The organism is Pelagicoccus albus, from assembly GCF_014230145.1.
Taxonomy (GTDB): Bacteria; Verrucomicrobiota; Verrucomicrobiia; order Opitutales; family Opitutaceae; genus Pelagicoccus; species Pelagicoccus albus.
In genome coordinates, this window is sequence record NZ_JACHVC010000001.1 from 75,387 (window position 1) to 94,467 (window position 19,081).

18 protein-coding genes are annotated in these 19,081 nt (G+C 53.8%); 8 read left to right on the plus strand and 10 right to left on the minus strand.

The window, feature by feature from the left end; genetic code table 11:
• Positions 1 to 7: 7 nt before the first annotated feature.
• Positions 8 to 760: a pseudouridine synthase gene (locus H5P27_RS00330; protein WP_185658391.1), complete on the minus strand. Its 753-nt coding sequence runs from the start codon at positions 758 to 760 to the stop codon at positions 8 to 10.
• A 175-nt stretch (positions 761 to 935) separates the two neighbouring features.
• Between H5P27_RS00330 and fabG the strand changes: the two genes are divergently transcribed.
• The 6 genes from fabG to H5P27_RS00360 all read left to right on the plus strand — a co-directional run bounded on the left by fabG (position 936) and on the right by H5P27_RS00360 (position 6,427).
• Positions 936 to 1,682 (plus strand): 3-oxoacyl-[acyl-carrier-protein] reductase, encoded by a 747-nt coding sequence (gene fabG, locus H5P27_RS00335; RefSeq protein WP_185658392.1) that lies wholly within the window; start codon positions 936 to 938, stop codon positions 1,680 to 1,682.
• 37 nt (positions 1,683 to 1,719) lie between these two features.
• A complete protein-coding gene (acpP, locus tag H5P27_RS00340) occupies positions 1,720 to 1,980 on the plus strand; it encodes an acyl carrier protein (protein WP_185658393.1) in 261 nt (86 codons plus the stop codon).
• Between the two features lie 91 nt (positions 1,981 to 2,071).
• Entirely contained in the window at positions 2,072 to 3,325 is a 1,254-nt protein-coding gene (gene fabF, locus H5P27_RS00345; RefSeq protein WP_185658394.1) for a beta-ketoacyl-ACP synthase II, read from the plus strand.
• 30 nt (positions 3,326 to 3,355) lie between these two features.
• Positions 3,356 to 3,772: a nucleoside-diphosphate kinase gene (gene ndk, locus H5P27_RS00350; RefSeq protein ID WP_185658395.1), complete on the plus strand. Its 417-nt coding sequence runs from the start codon at positions 3,356 to 3,358 to the stop codon at positions 3,770 to 3,772.
• Positions 3,773 to 4,053: 281 nt separating this feature from the next.
• Positions 4,054 to 5,196 carry a response regulator gene (locus tag H5P27_RS00355; protein ID WP_185658396.1) on the plus strand — a complete coding sequence of 381 codons (1,143 nt, stop codon included), beginning with the start codon at positions 4,054 to 4,056 and terminating at the stop codon, positions 5,194 to 5,196.
• An 82-nt stretch (positions 5,197 to 5,278) separates the two neighbouring features.
• Entirely contained in the window at positions 5,279 to 6,427 is a 1,149-nt protein-coding gene (locus H5P27_RS00360; protein WP_185658397.1) for a sensor histidine kinase, read from the plus strand.
• On the opposite strand, the gene feoB is transcribed toward H5P27_RS00360, so the two are convergent.
• The 3 genes from feoB to H5P27_RS00375 all read right to left on the minus strand — a co-directional run bounded on the left by feoB (position 6,424) and on the right by H5P27_RS00375 (position 10,633).
• Positions 6,424 to 8,670, minus strand: coding sequence for a ferrous iron transport protein B (feoB, locus tag H5P27_RS00365; protein ID WP_185658398.1), 2,247 nt, complete (start codon positions 8,668 to 8,670; stop codon positions 6,424 to 6,426). The two genes, H5P27_RS00360 and feoB, sit on opposite strands and share 4 nt — an antisense overlap.
• Positions 8,651 to 9,586 carry a metal-dependent transcriptional regulator gene (locus H5P27_RS00370; protein WP_185658399.1) on the minus strand — a complete coding sequence of 312 codons (936 nt, stop codon included), beginning with the start codon at positions 9,584 to 9,586 and terminating at the stop codon, positions 8,651 to 8,653. The genes feoB and H5P27_RS00370 overlap by 20 nt, the downstream gene beginning before the upstream one ends.
• Positions 9,587 to 9,742: 156 nt before the next feature.
• The gene (locus H5P27_RS00375) at positions 9,743 to 10,633 is read right to left on the minus strand and encodes a DMT family transporter (RefSeq protein ID WP_185658400.1); all 891 of its coding nucleotides are present in this window, start codon (positions 10,631 to 10,633) and stop codon (positions 9,743 to 9,745) included.
• A gap of 43 nt (positions 10,634 to 10,676) precedes the next feature.
• Here H5P27_RS00375 and mnmL point away from each other — a divergent pair, with 43 nt between their 5' ends.
• Positions 10,677 to 11,717, plus strand: coding sequence for a tRNA modification radical SAM protein MnmL/YtqA (mnmL, locus tag H5P27_RS00380; RefSeq protein WP_185658401.1), 1,041 nt, complete (start codon positions 10,677 to 10,679; stop codon positions 11,715 to 11,717).
• A 106-nt stretch (positions 11,718 to 11,823) separates the two neighbouring features.
• A complete protein-coding gene (locus H5P27_RS00385; RefSeq protein WP_185658402.1) occupies positions 11,824 to 12,036 on the plus strand; it encodes a hypothetical protein in 213 nt (70 codons plus the stop codon).
• A gap of 6 nt (positions 12,037 to 12,042) precedes the next feature.
• Here the strand turns inward: H5P27_RS00385 and H5P27_RS00390 are convergent, their stop codons facing one another.
• The 6 genes from H5P27_RS00390 to H5P27_RS00415 form a co-directional block, all read right to left on the minus strand.
• Complete coding sequence (locus tag H5P27_RS00390; RefSeq protein ID WP_185658403.1) at positions 12,043 to 12,951, minus strand: hypothetical protein; 909 nt, start codon at positions 12,949 to 12,951, stop codon at positions 12,043 to 12,045.
• A gap of 72 nt (positions 12,952 to 13,023) precedes the next feature.
• On the minus strand, positions 13,024 to 14,769 hold the full coding sequence (locus H5P27_RS00395) for an ATP-binding cassette domain-containing protein (protein ID WP_185658404.1): 1,746 nt from the start codon (positions 14,767 to 14,769) through the stop codon (positions 13,024 to 13,026).
• Between the two features lie 107 nt (positions 14,770 to 14,876).
• Positions 14,877 to 15,167, minus strand: a complete 291-nt coding sequence (locus H5P27_RS00400; protein WP_185658405.1) for a hypothetical protein — start codon at positions 15,165 to 15,167, stop codon at positions 14,877 to 14,879.
• A gap of 134 nt (positions 15,168 to 15,301) precedes the next feature.
• A complete protein-coding gene (locus H5P27_RS00405) occupies positions 15,302 to 16,369 on the minus strand; it encodes an ABC transporter permease (protein WP_185658406.1) in 1,068 nt (355 codons plus the stop codon).
• 37 nt (positions 16,370 to 16,406) lie between these two features.
• Positions 16,407 to 17,324: an ABC transporter permease subunit gene (locus tag H5P27_RS00410; protein WP_185658407.1), complete on the minus strand. Its 918-nt coding sequence runs from the start codon at positions 17,322 to 17,324 to the stop codon at positions 16,407 to 16,409.
• Between the two features lie 99 nt (positions 17,325 to 17,423).
• On the minus strand, positions 17,424 to 19,076 hold the full coding sequence (locus H5P27_RS00415) for a peptide ABC transporter substrate-binding protein (RefSeq protein WP_185658408.1): 1,653 nt from the start codon (positions 19,074 to 19,076) through the stop codon (positions 17,424 to 17,426).
• Positions 19,077 to 19,081: the final 5 nt, after the last annotated feature.

Genomic DNA, 19,081 nt, shown 5'->3' on the forward strand with positions numbered 1-19,081 from the left:
AAGAGGCTTAAAGATTTGTGTCTGCTTTGAATAGCAGGCTGATTTCGCGTGAGGTCAATGCGATGCCGGCACCTTTGGGCATCCCTTTGATACTGTATCGACCGATTTGGTACCGTTTCAGTTTTTTCACGTCGTAATGGAGGGCTTGGAAAAGGCGTCTGATTTCACGTTTCTTTCCATGGTGCATTGCGACATCCAATTCGGTCGCTTGCTCCTTGTTTTTGTCCCCGGCGAAGACTGCTTTCTCGACCTTCAGCTTCTCGCCTTCCACGGTAACCCCACGGGTTAGTTTATACAGCTTGGCTCTGGGGAAGGGCTGTTTTAGGGAAACGTGGTAGCGCTTGGTGATGAGGTTGGACGGGTGCATCAAGCGGTTGGCCAGATCGCCGTCGTTAGTCAAAATGAGAAGGCCTTCGCTGTCTTTGTCCAAGCGGCCGGCGCAAAAAAGCCGTTCCCCTTGAAAGTCTTTGGGCAGCAGATCGAACACGGTCCTTTCGTTGTGCGGATCGTCGTTGCTGCAGATGAAGCCCTTCGGCTTGTTCATCGCGATCACGAGCTGCGTCTTTTGAACTGGTACTTTGACTCTGCGGCCGTTGAGTCGGACATCGTCGACGCCGGGTTGCACTTTGGAGCCCAGCTCTGCGGTTTTACCATTTATGGTGACTTCGCCATTTTTTATATACTCTTCCGCCACGCGGCGTGAGCAAAGTCCGGCATCGGCGAGTAGTTTTTGAGTTCTGATCAGCTGTGGCGAGTCCATTGGAAAAAGGGTCGAATCGTGCAGGGGAAAGTTTCGGTGGCAATGTTTCTTATCCCAGCAGGGACGCTTTCGCTAAAACTTTCGTTGCCAAGAGCGAAGCGAGCCCTACTTCTACTCTCCCTTGATTGAGCGAAACCCTGACGGGATCGCCACAAATCCGCAACCCTTCCCAATCATGAATCTTACTTTCGACAATAAAGTTGCCCTTGTAACTGGAGCAGGCCGTGGCATCGGTCGCGAAATCGCCCTGACTTTGGCGAAGGAAGGCGTTACCGTCATCTGCGTTTCCCAATCCGAGTCTTCATGCGGCTCTGCGGCTGAAGAGATCAATGCCGCCGGCGGCAAGGCAGTAGCTCGTGCCGTGGATGTGGGCGACAAGGTAGCAGTGGCGAAAGCCTGCGAAGAGCTTCTCGCGGAATTCGGCAATATCGACATCCTCGTCAACAATGCCGGCATTACTCGCGACAACCTGCTTTTCCGCATGTCCGAGGAAGATTGGGAAGACGTGATTTCGACCAATCTAAACAGTGTCTTTTATTGGGTGAAGGGCTTGGCTCGTCCGATGACCCGCAAGCGTTTTGGCCGCGTCATCAATATCACATCCGTATCCGGTATTATGGGCAACGCGGGCCAGACCAACTACTCCTCCGCCAAGGCAGGTATGATTGGGTTTACCAAGAGTCTAGCTCGTGAACTCGCCTCCCGCAGCGTGACGGTAAATGCGGTGGCTCCCGGTTTCATCAAGACGGACATGACCTCCAAGCTGGCAGATGCGGCACTTGACATGATCCTACCCCAGATTCCTCTCAAGCGTATGGGTGAAGCTGCGGATATTGCCAACATGGTTACCTACCTAGCATCAGAGGAAGCTAATTATATCACGGGCCAAGTTTTTACCGTTGACGGCGGCATGGCGATGTGATCCCTCGTGCTCTTTATAACTTATTTTTTGACCGAAAATGGCTGACGAAAAAACAATCGAACAACGGGTCTCCGAGATCATCGTAAACCAGCTCAACGTTAATGAAGAGCAGATCACTCCAGGCGCTTCTTTCCTTGATGACTTGGGTGCTGACTCACTCGATACAGTCGAGCTCATCATGGCCTTCGAAGAAGAGTTCAAGGATGAGATCAATGGTGAAATTCCAGAGTCCGACGCTGAAAAGCTTCAGACTGTTGGCGATGTGATCAGCTACATCAACGGTAAGGCAGGCGCCTAAGCGTTTACCTTCCGACTAACCCTATTTCGACAAGAGTCGCTTGGAAGTCTTTGCTTCAAGCGACTTTTTCGTACAAGAAAAGCAGTACCCTATGAGCGAATTGCCGGATAATCAAAGAATCGTTGTGACTGGGCTGGGAGCCATCACGCCTATCGGTCTCGACACCGAAAGCTTCTTCAATGGCCTGATGTCAGGCAAAAATGGTATCAGCCTTGTCGACGCCTTCGACACTTCGGCCTTTACCTGCAAAATCGGCGGACAGATTCGCGATTTCGATCCTACGGCAACTATGGATCCTAAGGAAGCGCGTCGCAACGACCGCTTCGTCCAGTTCGCCTTTGCTGCGGCCAAGGAAGCCGTTACGCAGTCCGGGCTCGATTTCGGTTCTGAAGATCCGGAGCGAATTGGAGTCTTCGTCGGATCCGGCATTGGCGGTATGGATACCATGGAGAAAAACTGCCAGAAGCTGCTCGAAAGCGGTCCTCGCAAGGTTTCCCCTTTCCTGATTCCCGCCCTGATCTCCAACATGGCTTCGGGTGTTTTGGCGATCGAATACGGAGCCATGGGGCCTAACTTCTCCATCGTGAGCGCTTGTGCTACGGGAGCTCACGCCATCGGCGAATCCGTCAAGACGATCCGACTCGGCGAAGCAGACGTCATGATCTGCGGAGGCAGTGAAGCTACTATCACCGCGCTTTCCTATGCGGGCTTCTGCTCCATGAAGGCTATGTCGACCAATAACGACGATCCAGAGCACGCCAGCCGTCCATTTGACGCGGGTCGCGATGGTTTCGTTATGGGCGAGGGTGCCGGTATTCTTGTTATCGAATCTTTGGAGCACGCCAAAAAGCGTGGGGCGAACATTATCTGCGAAATCGCCGGTTACGGCGCTTCCTGCGATGCGAACCACATCACCGCGCCGCATCCGGAAGGCAAGGGACTCATTTCCGCTATGAAACGCGCCCTGAAGTCCGCCAATCTCAACGCGGACCAGGTCGAGTACATCAACGCTCACGGCACGTCTACTCCCTACAACGACAAGTTCGAAACTGCAGCGGTTAAAGGCCTCTTCGGCGACCATGCTAAGAAGCTGATGATCAGCTCCACCAAGTCTATGACCGGGCACTTGCTGGGAGCTGCAGGTGGTGTCGAATCCGTTGCCTGTGCCAAGATGCTGCAAGAGGGCAAAGTTGCCCCGACTATTAACCTTCAGAATCCTGACCCCGATTGCGATTTGGACTATGTGCCCAACGAGGCCCGAGATGCCAAGCTTAGCGTCACCATGAGCAATAGCCTCGGATTCGGAGGACAAAACGCTTCCTTGATCTTTCGCGCTTTCGAATAGCCGAAGGCTCGTAAAACACCAAGTACCCAAATGGAAAAGACATTCATTATCCTAAAGCCTGACTGCATGGAGAAAGGCCTCGCTGGCCAAGTGCTTTCGCGCTTCGAAAAAGAAGGCTTCGAGATCGTCGCTTGCAAGATGTCCAAGCTCGGCTCCGAGATCTTGCGCGAGCACTACGCTCACGTTGCCGACAAGCCATTCTTCCCTGAAATCGAGGAGTTCATGAGTTCGCGCACTGTGATCTTCGTAGCCTTGCAGGGTGAAAACGTGATCGCACGCGTTCGCGAGCTGCTCGGCCCGACGGACTCGACCAAGGCGCCAGCCGGCACGATTCGTGGCGATTTCGGCACCGACATGATGCGCAATGTCGTTCACGCATCAGATGGACCTGATACTGCGGCGGCAGAACTTAAGCGCTTCTTTTCGGACGAAGAGATTTACGCCTGATTAGATTTAGAAGAGCATCCTTTTCATCGACGCAGAGCTTTAACACTCTGCGTTTTTTTTGTCCCTCCGGCCTGATTTTTACCAAATTTCGGCCTCTTTGAAGGAGGTCCCTTAAATCAAACGCTAATGTTACCTATGGACCAGATCTAGGGTGATCTTGTTCTGAATCAGTGAAAACTCGAGTCGATCAATAGGGGAATACACTGGTCGAGTCCTGTGTGGCTCGCGATATCCTAACTCCGCGGAAATAGATCAACTTCCGGCTCAACCCAAAAGAAAGCATGACTACCTCTATTGATTCCCCATCGACTCGTAAGCGTTCATCGGCTGTCAAGGTTCTGATTGTTGACGATAGCATTCACGATTTCCGGTCTCTTTCCCTGATGATCGGCAACAACTCCGACAATGATTATGAATTCGAGTGGGCTCGAAATTCGGAGGAGGCAGAGTTGAAACTGCAGGACGGCGACTTCGAGATTGTGGCCATGGATTACAATCTAGGTTTGGAGGAAGGCTCAGAGGTGATCGGCCGCCTTTCGCCACGATTCCCCGGTTCATCTTTCATACTTGTTACCGGGAATCAGGATCCAGAGGTCTACAAGCGGGGAATTCAGGCAGGTGCAGTTAATTTCGTTCAGAAAAACAACGACAGCGGAGTTATTTTCGATCGCATGGCCCAGTACGCTTTGGAGCGGAAGAAGGGAGAAACCTCGCTCAAGGTGGCAAACGCTTCGAAAGATTGGTTGATGTCTCTTCTGGAGACAGACTTGGCTAGTCCTCTATTCGCCCTTAATAAGCTACTTTCTTCAGCGGTCAAGGATGCGGATTACATGCCCAAGGAGATGCTGGTCGAACTTATCGACACGGCTTACCAGTCCTCCTGTGAAGCCTTGATGGCGACCAAGCAAATGATGGAATGGGGTCGCAGCATCAAAGGAGCGGTAGCGCCGAAACTCAAAATGATCGATGTGGCGGCCGGTGTAGATAGCGCAGTGCGACTGCTAACTACGGTTGCAGACGAGAAGGGGGTCTACATTTCGCAGAGAGGCATTTACGACCTCAAAGCGTTCTCCGATGAGCGCGTGATCGGCACCGTAATGAGAAATCTGCTTTCGGCGGCTTTGATGTATTCCAGCGAGGACAGTAAGATTTCGATTGTAGCCGAGAATCGGGGACCGAATTGTAGGATCGCTTTTCTAAGTGAAGGGCGAGGGATTGACAGCGGTGATTTTGCCTCTTTGTGCAACAGGGAATTTGCCGAGAATCATGTTTGGAAAGCAGAGGACCGGCAGGCGACTTGCGCTATCCAAGTCGCCAGTCACATGCTCGACTCGATCGGGGTTTCCTTGGAGCTGAAGAACGTTCAACGAACCAGCGTTTGCTTCAGCTTCGAGTTACCCAGCAAAGCGGCTATAGGGATTTAACCTTAGTATCTCTGCAAAAATACTGAAAAATCGTCTCAGCTGCTTGAGGCTTTCCCATACCTGGCAACCTTTCGCTATCGAAATGGAATTTCCCAGAACGATCCGGATTCTGCTGGTTGAAGATAACCCGTCTCATGCAGTTTTCTTCAAGGCGTCCTTAGGCAAGGCCTTTAAGCAAGCTCACGAGGTCGAGATTGCTGAGTGTCTGGTAGAGTGTTTCGCTAAGCTGGAGGCCTCACACTATGATTTAGTGGTTTTAGATCTAGGTTTGCCCGAGACTCAAGGACTCACGACAGTGACTTCTTTTTTCAAGGAGTGGGGAGGCGAGTATCCAGTAATCGTTTTGACTGCGTCCGCTGGAAACGGAATCGGCGAGAAGGCGCTTCGCTTGGGGGCCATGGACTTCTTGCCAAAAGGCGAGATTGGGGCAGACCAACTTGCCCGAGCAGTCCGTTATGGACTTGAACGATGGCGTCAGCGATTGGAGTTAGACGAGGCGCAGCGCAATTTGAAGAGCTTTGCCCATGTCGCTGCTCACGACCTCAAGTCGCCGGTGAAGTCGATCGCCCTCTATGCGGACATGCTGCGGAAAAATCCGAAAAACGGCAGCGAGGATACGGAGGGAAGGGAGTATTTGGGCTATATAAGCGAGTTTGCCGACCAGGCTTTGAGCTTGGTGGATAGCTTGTTGCAGTTCAGTTTGCTAGGCGAAAAATCCGTCAGTTTGGAAACGGTCGACGTGAGGCAGGTCACCAGCAAAGCCATTTCGAGCTTAAAGGCAGTCGCGGTAGAGAACCAAGCGAAGATAGAGGTGGACGAATTGCCGGAAGCCAATGCGGACGAAGGCTTGCTGGCACATGTACTGCAAAACTTAATAGCGAACGCGATCAAATATCGCTCCGACGACCCGCCGGTAGTCAAGGTGACCGGAGTTCACCGAGGTGACCAGGTAGAGATTTCGGTTCAAGATAATGGCCGCGGAATAGACGAGCGCTTTTTTGGCCGGATATTCGAGCCTTTCAAACGTTTAGCCGGAAGGTTTGGGGAAGAGGGAGTCGGTTTAGGGCTCACTATTTGCCAGCGTGTGGTGGATGCTCATCACGGCCGAATTTGGGTCGAATCCGAATTGGGAGTCGGTTCTGTCTTCAAGTTTACTCTGCCAGCGAGCTCAGGGGAGGAATCCCGAGAGCTGAAGGAAGCGGAGGCTGCATCCGTTCGGAGTAACGCTTAAAGGAATCTCCAAGCTGCGGCGACGCCGGCGCAGAGGATAAACCCGATGGCTAGGGGCATCGCGGTGGCGATGGTCGTCCACTTGGCGCTGCGAGTTTCCTTGTAGATCGTGTAGATGGTCGTGGAGCAAGGGTTGTGGCAGAGGCTGAAAAGCATCAGGCAAATCGCGGTCAGCAAGGTCCATCCGCCAGCATGAAGGATTTGGCTCAGCGGACTGCCATCCACTTCGAACATTACGCCTGCTCCCTGTTCTCCCACGCCGCTGACTCCAGTGACCTGAACGGTTAGCATCAGGACGGTTGGAATAACAATTTCATTGGCAGGGATCGCTACCACGTAGGCGAGGAGGATGACTCCATTCAAGCCTAGCGCCCAACCAATGGGCTCAAGCCAGTTGACCAAATGGATGGCGGTGGAAGCTCCTGCGAAATCGACGTTGGAGATTAGCCAGATTACGGCTCCTGCCGGAGCTGCGAAAACGATGGCACGCCAAAGAACGAACAATGTACGATCGATGAGCGAAGTGTAGAAGGTGCGAATGATGTTAGGGGGTCGGTAGGGAGGAAGCTCCAGGCTAAACGTCGAGGCCTCTCCCTTTAGTACCGTCCGCGATAGAGCCCAAGAGGTGATCAAGGTGAAGGCCACTCCCAATAAAGTGACCGCCAGCACCGCGGCCGCCGCGGTCAGTCCGGCCAATGCGGGCGGAGCCAGAGCCCCAATGAAAATGGTGGCGATCAAAATTTGCGTCGGCCAACGGCCGTTGCAGAGGGAGAAGTTGTTGGTCAGGATGGCGATCAGCTTCTCGCGAGGGGACTCGATGATGCGGGTGGCGATGACTCCAGCTGCGTTGCAGCCAAGGCCCATACACATGGTCAGGGCTTGCTTGCCGTGGGCTCCGGCCTTTTGGAAATAACGGTCCAAGTTGAAGGCCACTCTCGGAAGGTAGCCGAAGTCCTCCAGTAGGGTGAATAGCGGGAAGAAGATGGCCATCGGTGGCAGCATCACACTGACAACCCATGCCGTGGTCAGATAGATTCCGTCGATGAGCAGCCCGTCTATCCAGAAAGGGACGCCGATTTGGGCGGAAAACTCTTTTAAGGCGGGATGCCATGAATCCATGAGAAGTGAGGCCAACATGGAGGAGGGATAGTTTGCCCCTGTAATGGTAAGCCAAAGGACGATAGCGAGGCAGAGGATCATAACCGGAATGCCGGTCAGCCTCGAAGTAAGCAGGCGGTCTAATCGGTGCTCCCAGGATGAGCGCTTCGATTCGCCCTTTTTTCGGCAATGTTTTTCGGAGAGCTTTGCCGCTTCCGCGTAGATGTTCTCCACCCATTTATCGCGAGAATTGCTGGGAATTTCCCAATGCAATCTCGCTGCCGCCGATAAGATTGCGTCCCTTTGCTCCGGAGTTGAAACCGAAGCCAAAGCTGCGGAAGCTCTCTTTTCCTCGATTCGTTCTGTCTGCGGATCTCCATCGGTGCTGTCGAGCTCGCCCTCGGATATCGCTTCTATCATGCGCCGATCGCCCTCAAGCAAACGCATGGCGATCCAAGGTGCCTGATTCACGTGAGGAAAGGCCTCGTTTATCAGTCCCTCTAGTTCGGCCATAGCGGTTTTCAGGGCCGGCGTATCGCTTTTCAGCTGGCGGGGGCGGCAAACCGTTTCGCCGGAGGCGATGCGTGCGATTTCGTTGGTCAGGCTGGAAATGCCATCCTTTTGTCGCGCGGAACAAGGAATGACGGGGACTCCTAAGTCGCGGGCCAAGCCGCGGGTATCGATTTCGATGCCGTGGGCTTTCGCTTCGTCCATAAGGTTTAGGCAAATCACAGCTCGATCCGTGATCTGCAGCACCTGGAGGGCGAGGTTCAAATTACGCTCCAAGCGAGTGGCATCCATCACGATGACAGTCACGTCCGGTTGCCCGAAGAGAATAAAGTCGCGGGCCACTTCCTCGTCCTGGGAAGCGGATAGCAGGGAATAGGTGCCGGGTAGATCGACAATCTTGTAGGCTTTCTCGTCGTAGGAGAAGCCCCCTTCCGCTCGGGAAATCGTTTTGCCAGGCCAGTTGCCGGTGTGTTGGCGTAGGCCGGTTAAAGCATTGAACAAAGTACTCTTGCCCGTGTTGGGATTACCCGCCAAAGCGATGACGTGGTCCCACTTCTCCATGCGGAGGCCGAGCTTTTCCAGGTGTCCGACTTTGGCCGAACAGGTGTTGCATGCGCTAGGAGGACAGCCGCTCATCTGTAGTTCCCTTTCTTTTTTTGGTAATGATCTTATCGGCCTGCTCGCGTCGGAGAGCGATGGTCGCGCCCCGGATCAAGTATGCGTTTGGAGAGCCTGAGGGGCTGGTTAAGGTCAGTGTGACCTCGGTGCCGGGCACGATGCCCAAATCGAGCAAGCGGTTCCGCTCAGGGCCCCGACAAGCGGGTGAGAGCTCTACTATCGAGGCGGACTCGTGCAGCTTCAGGTCGGACAGGCGGCCTACCTCTGGGTCGTATGACTCCTCGGCATGGAAGCTGGAGACCATGACGTTTTCGGCCGCGGAGCGACGAATCGTCGTCTGGCGGCCCTCCAGTTCAAGCAGCAAGGTTTCGGGCTGGCGTTGGGCGACCTTGATTTGCATGCCAGGGGCGAGTCCGGCTTCAATCAGAGATTGGAAAATAGTTTTAGGTTCGTCTTCCAAATGGGCCACGCGTCCCTCCCAGCCGATTGGGCATTCCGTGAGAGGCAGGGCTTGGTTGGGGGGCAAATTTCCGTCGGCGGTCGGAATCGGGTCGCCATGTGGATCGTAACGCGGGTGTCCCAGCTCTTCGGCGATTTCGTCGATTTCGCGTCCAGACAAAAGGTGCTCCATCTTCTCGGCCTGCAAGTGCCACTCCGTCTCGCTGAGGCCCGTCTTGCGGGCGAGGTAGGTCTCGTACAAACGGTGCGCCCTTACCACCTCGCGGGCGTATTCGAGCCCCTTAGGAGTGAGCTGGAAGGCGCTTGCCTGGGAGGTCACCAAGTCTTTTGCCCGCAGCGAAGCCAGAAGCTCGGCGGATTTTTCCAAGTCGCAAGTGAGCGCTCCAGCGAGGCTTTCGATGCTCGAGGCCCGACCGCGGTAGTCGCAGTCGTGCAGGTGCTTCAGGGCATCCTCAATCTCTATCTTCTTTTTCATTTATTGACCTATTGTAAACGAACGATCGAAGTTGTGATTTTGATTGATCAAAATGAGCATTTAGGGAACTCACTGTGGAAATAAAGGAAATTCCGCTTTCCGCGGAGCTTGTGCGCGTGCATGGGCCGCGCCACTCGCGGGGCCTTTATGGCGGCGTCAGCTTTGCTTGGCTTTACGGGCTCGACGGGAGAGCTTGGAGGTCTCCGCGATGACGACCATGGCTCCAGCTATGCAGAGAATCGCTGCTGGATAGAAGGAGACGGGCGGTATGTCCGCAAAAGCGAGCCAGCCCATCACGCCGGCGAACACGAACTGGTGGAGATTGACTACAGCCAAAGTTTGGGCGGCGAAATGCCTGAGGCTTCGGTTGAGGGTCACGTGCCCTAGGGTGGTAGGCAGGATTGCCATGGCCAGCATCAGTCCGACTTCTCTCCAATTCATAATGGAAAGGCTTGGTAGAGTAGCGGCAGAATAGAGGAAACAGACTGCGGATCCGACCGCGTAAACGGGGATCATATAGAGCCATATAGACGGGAAGTCCTTATTTAGCCGGCCGTAGGCGAGGTAGGCGGCGAAGAGGGTCATCGATCCGAAGCAGACGAGGTTTCCCCAGAGGAAATCCGGATCGATCGAAAACGCGTTTAGGGAAAGCAATACCACTCCGCTCAAGGAAATCAGGGTGCCAAAAACCTCCTTTTTGGTTACCTTTTCTTTGACCAGAAAGAAGGCCAAAAATGGCATCACCGCGGGAGTCAGGTTGATGATCAAGGTTGCGTTGGCGGAATAGGTAAGCCGGGCGCCAGCGGCCCAGGAGATAAAGTGGAGCCCAAGCAATATTCCCGGCATGAGGCAGCGTTTCAGTTGGGAAAGCCCGACTCTGCTCTCGTGCCTCTTCCAGGCTCTTAGGAAAAGCGGGGATAGGATTATAACTGCGAAGAGCAGTCGATAAGCGGCCAGCAAGGCAGGAGGCAGTTCGCTCGACTTGATCAGGATCACCGAAGTGGAGCAAAAGAAGACGCCAGAAAGCAGGATTAGGAAATTCACCATGAGCTCTGGCTCGGGGAAGTAGGGGACTCCGTAGGCATAAGCAATGCAAGGCTGGCTTTTCTGCTCGATTCTTGAGGATGGATCATTAGCAGGTCTGCAAGTGGATTCGCAAAGATGCAGTCAGTCTAATCGATCGGTGCCGAGCCCCTTTCATCCGAAGCGTTATCATTACTATGGACGCTTCCTGAGGGAGAAGTTCGGTTGCAAGGTCTTTAAGGTCGTAGTGGACGCGGGGTTTACCTGTCCCAACCGCGATGGCCAGAAAGGCTGGGGAGGCTGCGCTTATTGCAATGTCGATTCTTTTACGCCCAAAGGAAACGGCGGTCGCTCGGCGAGCGTAGCTGAACAAGTTCTCACTGGAATAGAAAGGGCTCGCAAAAATTACGGGGCGGAGAAATTCATGGTCTACTTCCAGCCCAATACCAACACCTATGCGGAGGTCGGCGAGTTGGAGCGTATCTATCGGGAAGCCGTTTCAGTCGCTCCTGATGATATATTGGGTCTAACTATTGGGACTCGGCCGGACTGCATCGATCGCGAAAAGCTTGAGATGCTCAAGCGGGCATTCCCCGATTTGTATGTGACGATCGAGTACGGATTGGAATCGGCGCGAGACGATATTTTGGCGTCGATCAACCGGGGGGCTACACATGCCGAATTTGTATCCGCGGTCGAGTTGACTGCGGCCTACGGATTTGACGTTTGCGCTCATACTATCTTTGGGCTGCCGGGAGAGACGGAAGAGAATTGGATGGCTTTGGCGGAGGAATTGAATCGCCTGCCCATTCGCTTTGTAAAGCTGCATCATCTGCATGTAGTGAAAGGTTCGATACTCGCAAAACGTTACCGGGATAACCCGTTTCCCTTGTTCTCGCTAGAAAGTTATGCCGAGTTTCTGTGCCGATTCCTTCCAGCTCTCCGGGCGGATATGGTGGTGCAAAGGCTGTTTGGAGTGGCGGACGAAGACGATTTGATCGCTCCGGATTGGGGACTGCGCAAGTCGGAAATACAGCGTGAAATAGAGCGAAGCTTGGACTCTCGACAAGTGGTTCAGGGAAGCTCTTTTCCGAAAAGCGGCCTGTAGTGGCTGCGATATCAGTCGTTGTAAAACGATTGTGAATCCTGCCCTCGTCGGAACTGGATGAATACATTATGGTCTTGAATCCGTAACGTTAGTTAGAGGAGGGAAAATGTACGATAACACACAATTAGATATCCAGCAGAGCGATGGGACGCTGCAGCTGCGCTATCCACTGGAGGATTGGATTGAGCAATTGCTCGCCAAGTATCCGGAGGAGCTCGCATCGATTCGTCCGAATGCTTCGTCGCTCAAGAGCGACCGCTTGTATCAACTGCAGTCCAGTCTCAAGGGGACTGCCGAGTCTCGGCAAGCTGCTGGCTAGAGCGGCTTACTTACTCTCCAGACCTGGAGGGGTGAAGGCAGGGATGTCCGAGAGGCTAAGCTCGAAGATATCTCTTTGCTCGTTGGTTACGATCAAGGTTTCGTCATCCTTCCAGCAGACCGCTTCGCACTGTTTCGCGAAGAAGGGGCGATAGTGGGATTCGCCGGCGAAGTAGTCGTCGCTGCCTTCTGGAGCGATGAATACCCAGAGGCCGGTGTAGGTGATGATCGCTAACTTCTTGCCGTCCGGGGTCGCGTCGGCTCCGGTGGCTTGCCCGCCGAGCGGAAAGTCGCTGATCAGAGTTGCCGGATTGCTCTTAGATGTATCCATCTGATCGAGACGATAAAGTTTTGCCGGGGCCTCGCTCCGGTTTTTGGATACGAAGTAAGGCTTTCCGTGGGCGAAAAATAGGGATTCGCAATCGAAGTTTTTATTGTCCGGATCCGGGAATTTTTTCTGGTCCGGAAAATGGAAATCCACCCGCTTGCTCGCCCTCGCCTTGAATGCGTAGCGTGGATCAGGTTCGGGCAGAATGTAGATCGCTAAATCGCGACGCGCGTTGTCGTTGTTTCCGCAAGCCGCTATCAAGAGATTGCCTTGGTCATCGGTTGAAATGTCTTCCCAATCTATATTCGTCGCTTCGCCAACTTCGATTCCCTCATACTTGATTCCTTTTTCCTCCGCCCATTCTGTTTGGATGGGATCTCCGTCGAGCGTGATGGCGAAGATGCGATTGGAGTCGCCCGAGTCATTGTGGGTCCAATACACGTTTTCGAACTGTCGGCTTTTGGCGATGCCGGAAGATTCGCTAATGGATTTCGGTTTGATCTCGGCGATAGGGACCAGAGCGAAATTGACTGCCGCGAGAGAAGCGGCTGCTAGGGAGAGCAAGAGTGGAAAATAGCGAAACTTCATGAGTCGAAAGAGTTGTGGCCTCGAAAAGCAATTAAAGGGCCAGCTCGAACCGGGAGACGGATCGCTTCAATTTCAGCTGGCTTGCTGCTGATCGAAGAGGGACTTGTAGAGAGGACAACGCGAGTAGAGTTCCTCGTGAGCGCCGATATCCGCGATTTTTCCTTCGTTGAAGACGATGATCTTGTTGGCGTTTTTAATGGTAGAGAAACGGTGGGCTATGATGAGCACCGTCTTTCCGGCCACCAGGGCGTCGAGCGCGACTTGTACTTTGGCTTCGGACTCGGAGTCGAGGGCAGAGGTAGCCTCGTCGAGAATCAGAATCGGGGCGTTGCGCAGGAAGGCCCGAGCTATGGCGATACGTTGCTTTTGTCCTCCTGACAAGCGGGCTCCCCGTTCGCCAACCACGGTTTCGTAACCTTGCGGGCAATTGGTTTCGTCAGAGATGAAATCGTGGGCAAAGGCTTGGCGAGCGGCCTCCATGACTTCCTCGTCGGTCGCGTCTTGGCGGCCCAGTCGGATATTCTCCATGATGGTGTCGTCGAAGAGCACGGGATCCTGGGAGACGATGGCGATTTGGTCCCGTAGATCATTCATCCGCATGTCGCGGAGATCATGTCCATCTAGAGTGATTCGGCCCTCGCTGACGTCGTAGAAGCGAGGAACGAGATTGGCGAAAGTCGATTTGCCGGCTCCAGACGGGCCAACCAAGGCGCAGATATCTCCTTGGCTGATTACGGCGCTCGCATCCTTAAGGGCAGGAGTAGATCCATAGGAAAAGGAGACGGAGTGAAATTCGATATTGCCCAATACGTTCTGGAGTTCGACTGGCTGGGCGGGGTCATCGATATCGACGGGGGATTCTAGAATTTCGGCGATTCGTTGATAGGAGGCGACTCCCTTGGAGAGTTCCGAGGCGAAGGTCCCCAGCTTCTTCACCGCGGTGTAGGTGAGGTAGAGGGCGAGGAAAATGGAGGTGAATACGCCGCCGGGGACGCCGTTGTAGTAGCCAATCACGAATGCGATGGACAGACCCATGGAAGAGCAGACTTCAACCACCGGTCCGAGCCCGAACTGGTATTTGACGACCTTCATCTGGGAGATGAACAAGTCAGCCAAGCGTTCGGTGAAGCGGCGATTTTCCCGCTCCTGCAGGTTGAAAGCCCGGATTTCACGAGCTGCGGTGAGGTTTTGGGCAAGGTTGTTGGTCAGAGCCCCGAGTTCTTCCTGCTGTTGCCGAGCCTTTCTCTCGATCTTGTGGGTAAACTTCCGGATCGGGAAGATGACGATGGGAAGAGCGATCAGACAGAGGTAAATCTGGTAGACTCCGTCGTTTTTCGCGGCGACGTAGTACAGGTAGAAAACCGCTCCGATAATAGTTGCCGGCTGCGTAATGACGTTGCGGGCGATAAAGGTGAGCGTCTGCTGCAGGACTGTCGTGTCGGCCGTGATTCGGGAGATTAGATCACCCGTTTTCGAGCTTTGGAAGTAGGCGAGCGGGAGGAGCTGGATTCGCGAAAAGACGCGGGATCTCAGGCTCTGTATTGAGGCGAGCCCAGCGTAGTTCAGGAGATAGGCGCTCGCGAAAACGCAGATACCTAAAATGACGAAGAGAATGGGAAAGCTGGCTGCGACACCGAGGATTTGCGATGTAGACAGCTCCCGGTCGTCCGAAAGGATGAGGGTGAAGAGCTGCTCGACCCCGTTGGTTAGGCCGCCTCCGGTTACAAGTCCCGCCACCGAACCCAAGGCTACGGCGAATACGACGGTCTTTTTATGTTCGGACAAAAGTCCGAGGAAAATCTTTAAGTCTTTGAGCACGAGCTAGTGTGTTAGGAAAACCGGCAAGGGTTATCCACACTCGCAGCTCATCGCTCAAGGATTTAAAGAGTTCGCTGATTTCGGTAGTCAGCCGTTTTAGCCTGCTGTTAGAGGATGATGGGAAAATTCAGGCGTTTCGAGTAGTCGTAGCGATTCGGCTCGCCGTAGTCGGATAGTTTTCGCCGGCTATATGTCAGAGCAGCTGCGTCCGGACGTATGGTTTTGATCAAGGGCTGTTCTCTCTTCACGCTAGGGTCGTAGTCGGCGAAGGGATTCAGGCTCAGCGCCTCCTTGGTTTCTTCCCGCTTCTTCGCGAAGTTAGGCTTTGGCCAATTAGCGGTTGGCGATACGGATTGGGCGGTAACGGGGCAGGGGGCGTTCGTTTCAATCTGTTGCATAGTATGTTCCTGTTAGTTTGAACGCCACTATGCTAAAAATGCGTAAAGAAATAAATGCAGAAGTATGTCAGGGTCGACTCAAGCTGCTGTCAGGCATGGCCTTAGGGAAAGCTCAATTCCCTAGGTAGGCGACTCTAGTCCTTGGCGGATTTTACGTCCAAAGCGTCCCGCAAGCCGTCGCCCAAGAAGTTCATGGCGAACAGGGTCGCTGAGAAGAAGATGGAAGGAGCAATCAGCTCCCAAGGGGCGGAACGCATGGACTCCTGTCCGTCTTTGATCAAGGTACCCCAACTGGCCATGCTTGCTCCCATACCGAGACCGAGGAAGCTGAGGGTGGACTCCAGCAGCATGACCGCTGGGATGAGAAGGGTTGAATAGACGATAACTGGTCCGATGAGGTTTGGCGCCAGGTGCTTGGTTAGGATGGAGAAGGTCCTGACTCCCGTGGCACGGGCCGCCAGAATGAACTCCTGCTCCTTGAGATGGAGTACTTGGCCGCGAACGATACGTGCCATGGTTAGCCACTCCACTGCTCCGATCGCCATAAAGACGAGCAGGATCTTAAAGCGGAATCCGTCGAAAAGAATCATGAGCAGAATCACGAAGATGAGGAATGGCAGGGCGTAGAGTATGTCCACGAAACGCATCATCAGGGCGTCTACCCTTCCTCCAAAGTAGCCGGATACGAGACCGTAATTTACCCCGATTACGAGAGCGGTCATGGTAGCCAGAAAGGCTACGCCCAAGGATATCCGTCCGCCACGCATGATCCGGGCGAGGATGTCGCGGCCTTTCGAGTCGGTTCCCATTATGTGGAAGCGCTCCACTTTATCGAACCGGATTCCATTGAGATTCAGCGTCCCTTTTTTGGCGATCTGCAGTACATCGGTCTCCGGATTGATGGCGTAGACGTCCGCGAAATCCTCCAACGTGGTGACTTCATCTGGAGTGGCTTTATCGGCATCGAAACGAACTTCCACCAGACTCACTTTGGTAAAGGGAAGGGTGCTTTCGAGGGCGAGCACTTGGGAGTCTGGCGACAATCGATAGACGATCGGACCTAGGTAGCAGAGGACGGAGATGAAGACGAAAAATCCCAGCCCGAATAGGGCGAGTCGGTTGTCCAGCAAACGCCGGAAGGCGTCGACCCAGAGGGAGCGAGGGGCTTCTTGTTCTGCTGCAAGTTTGGGTGAAAGTGTCATTTGGAAATTCCTCGAAGTTGCCGTTTCGGTTTTGGGCTTACTTATAGCGGAGCTTGGGGTTGAGCAGGACTTGCAGAACATCAACTGCCAGGTTGGCCAACATGATCAGGCCGGCGTAGAAAAGAACCGTGGAGAGGATGAGGGAGTGGTCGCGATTGACGGCTGCCAGGACGAAGTGGCGTCCGAGGCCGGGAACCTGAAATATCGTCTCTACTACGAATGACCCAGTGACCAATCCAGCCAGGGTTGGGCCCAAGAATGAAATCACGGGCAGGATGCCGCCTCGTAAGGCATGTACGACCACGGCCCGAAATTCCGATGCTCCCTTGGCTCGAGCGGTACGGATAAAGTCGGAATTTAGGATTTCCAGCATGCCGCCGCGGGTGAGTCGGGCGATGTAGGCTGCGTAGTAGAGGCCAAGCGTGAGCGAGGGCAAAATGCGGTCAATCGGGCCGGCCCATCCAGCGACCGAGGTCCAGCGTAGCCAGATGCCAAATACCAACGCAAGAATAGGTCCAACGACGAAAGTCGGCAGGCAAATGCCGGTCATAGCGAGCGACATGGGCGTGTAGTCGAGCCAAGTGTTTTGGCGGGAAGCGGCCATAACGCCCGCTGGCACCCCAAGCATCAAAGCGATGGCCATAGCCCAAAGTCCTAGTTCGAGAGAAACCGGGAAGGACTCCGAAATAATGTCCTGAGCGGTCAGGCCAATGTGGGAGGTCAAAGGGGGCAGGTCTAACTTGATGTGTTGAACCAAGGTGCGGAAATACTGAACCGGCAAAGGATCGTTATAACCGTAGTATTCCATCTGCCGCTCGAGGATGTGTTCGGCGACTTTTCTCTCGTCGGAGAAGGGACCGCCCGGCGCGAGCCGGATCATGAAAAACGTTATCGTATAGATGGCCAGCAGGACGGGGATGGCTTGGCCGAGTCGTTTTAGGATGAAAGTGAGCACAGGTCGAAGTTACTTAGGCCCGATGAAAGCATGCTCGGGCAAGGATGTACAGTGGCGGGTTGATAAAATTGTTCTCGAAGCGATTCTTCGGTTTTTCGTCTAGGGACTCGGGCTTGCAGCTTCCAGTTTAAGGTACTTGTAGTTCCGGTTGTCGTTGAGTTTTGGGTACCAGCCTTTGACGTCGGGCGAGATGCGGTAGACGCGGCTGTAGTGGTAGAGGGGAATAATGGGAGATTCCGCGAGCAATAGCTCCTCCGCTTCGTGTAGTAGCGCCAATCGCTTGGTCGGATCCGCCTCGTTGTTGGAAAGTTCGATCAGTTCGTCGTAGCGCGGATTTGCCCAGCCGGTATCGTTGTTTCCGCCTCCAGAGATAAACATGTTCAGGAAAATATCCGGATAGGCCCAAGTCCCGATCCAGCCAGAGCGGGCGATGTCGAAGTCGAGATTGGTCCGGGTTTCCAGAAAGGTTTTCCATTCCTGATTTTGCAGATCCGCCTTTATATTCAGGATGGAGGACCACATTTGCAGAACGGATTCGGCGATTTGCTTGTGCGTCTCCGAAGAGTTGAAAAGGAGCTGCAATCTTGGAAATCCTTCCCCGTTTGGATAGCCCGCTTCGGCCAGCAAGCGACGAGCCTTGTTCGGATCGAAGCCTTCAACCTGAGGAGGCGTGTAACCTTCGATGCCAAGGGGCGTGAATTCGAGGGCAGGGGTGGGTGCCCCCATCAGAATTCGCTTAGTGATCGCCTTGCGGTTGATCGCAAGGGACAATGCTCGCCGAACTCGCGAATCCGAAAGTGCCGGAATCGTTGTATTCAGAATGTAGTAGTAGGTACCTACCCAAGGTTCCATTCGCAGGTAGGGATCTCCTTCCTTTTGGTAGATCGGAATGAGGGAGGGAGGAACGGAGTTTTGGTAGTGGAGTCTTCCCGAATTGAAGACCTGGTCTTCCGTGGAGATATCGTCGATTGGCAGAAAGTGTATTTCCTTAATCGATACTTTTTCGGCATCCCAGTAGTAGGGATTCTTTTCAACGGAGATGATCTTGTTTACAACCCATTCTTTTAGTTTGTAGGGACCATTGCCGACGTAGTTTTCCCTTGTCCAATTGGAGTCAGGCTTAGTCATGCCGCCCGCGGCTTCAATGGTCGGCGGGTGTACTGGCTGCCAAGCCTGGTGCTTAATGATATTCAGAAAATGGGGAGTCGGACCGTTTAGCGTGAAAACCAAAGTATGCTCATCTGGAGCTTTGACGCCGACTTCGCCAAAGTCGGTCAAGGTCCCCTCGTTATACGCTTTCGCGTTTTTTATGATATAGAAAAAGTAAGCGTTGTTCGAACCGAAATCTGGCTCGAGAACACGTTGAACCGAGTAGAGAAAGTCTTTCGCCGTTACGGGATCCCCATTGGACCAGCGAGCGTCGTCTCGCAGATTGAAGGTCCATACGGTCGCGTTTTCATGTGTCCAGCTTTTGGCTACGCCGGGCTCGGGTAGGTTATGGTCGGTCGGATGATAAGCGATGAGCCCCTCCATCAAGGCATTGGTAACCTGCATGCCGTTGATAGTGGTATTCAGATGCGGATCGATACTTGGGGCCTCTCCTTGGTTGCCGAAGAGGAGTATCCCGTCTCGTGTCGCTCGATCGCGAACCGAGCTATCCTCGGATTTTCTGACGCAAGAAGAGGTAAAAGCGAGCAACGCTGAGGCCGACGCGACTAGCAGAGCGTATCGGATGGGCCTCTTCTCTCTCATCGTTA

Bases quoted from the DNA above. Each gene is read 5' to 3' on its own strand.
- H5P27_RS00385 (WP_185658402.1), top strand. From the start codon at position 11,824: ATGTACGATAACACACAATTAGATATCCAGCAGAGCGATGGGACGCTG.
- H5P27_RS00330 (WP_185658391.1), bottom strand. From the start codon at position 760: ATGGACTCGCCACAGCTGATCAGAACTCAAAAACTACTCGCCGATGCC.
- fabF (WP_185658394.1), top strand. From the start codon at position 2,072: ATGAGCGAATTGCCGGATAATCAAAGAATCGTTGTGACTGGGCTGGGA.
- ndk (WP_185658395.1), top strand. From the start codon at position 3,356: ATGGAAAAGACATTCATTATCCTAAAGCCTGACTGCATGGAGAAAGGC.
- H5P27_RS00370 (WP_185658399.1), bottom strand. From the start codon at position 9,586: ATGAAAAAGAAGATAGAGATTGAGGATGCCCTGAAGCACCTGCACGAC.
- fabG (WP_185658392.1), top strand. From the start codon at position 936: ATGAATCTTACTTTCGACAATAAAGTTGCCCTTGTAACTGGAGCAGGC.
- H5P27_RS00355 (WP_185658396.1), top strand. From the start codon at position 4,054: ATGACTACCTCTATTGATTCCCCATCGACTCGTAAGCGTTCATCGGCT.
- acpP (WP_185658393.1), top strand. From the start codon at position 1,720: ATGGCTGACGAAAAAACAATCGAACAACGGGTCTCCGAGATCATCGTA.
- H5P27_RS00360 (WP_185658397.1), top strand. From the start codon at position 5,279: ATGGAATTTCCCAGAACGATCCGGATTCTGCTGGTTGAAGATAACCCG.
- mnmL (WP_185658401.1), top strand. From the start codon at position 10,677: ATGCAAGGCTGGCTTTTCTGCTCGATTCTTGAGGATGGATCATTAGCA.
- feoB (WP_185658398.1), bottom strand. From the start codon at position 8,670: ATGAGCGGCTGTCCTCCTAGCGCATGCAACACCTGTTCGGCCAAAGTC.
- H5P27_RS00405 (WP_185658406.1), bottom strand. From the start codon at position 16,369: ATGACACTTTCACCCAAACTTGCAGCAGAACAAGAAGCCCCTCGCTCC.
- H5P27_RS00390 (WP_185658403.1), bottom strand. From the start codon at position 12,951: ATGAAGTTTCGCTATTTTCCACTCTTGCTCTCCCTAGCAGCCGCTTCT.
- H5P27_RS00415 (WP_185658408.1), bottom strand. From the start codon at position 19,076: ATGAGAGAGAAGAGGCCCATCCGATACGCTCTGCTAGTCGCGTCGGCC.
- H5P27_RS00375 (WP_185658400.1), bottom strand. From the start codon at position 10,633: ATGGTGAATTTCCTAATCCTGCTTTCTGGCGTCTTCTTTTGCTCCACT.
- H5P27_RS00400 (WP_185658405.1), bottom strand. From the start codon at position 15,167: ATGCAACAGATTGAAACGAACGCCCCCTGCCCCGTTACCGCCCAATCC.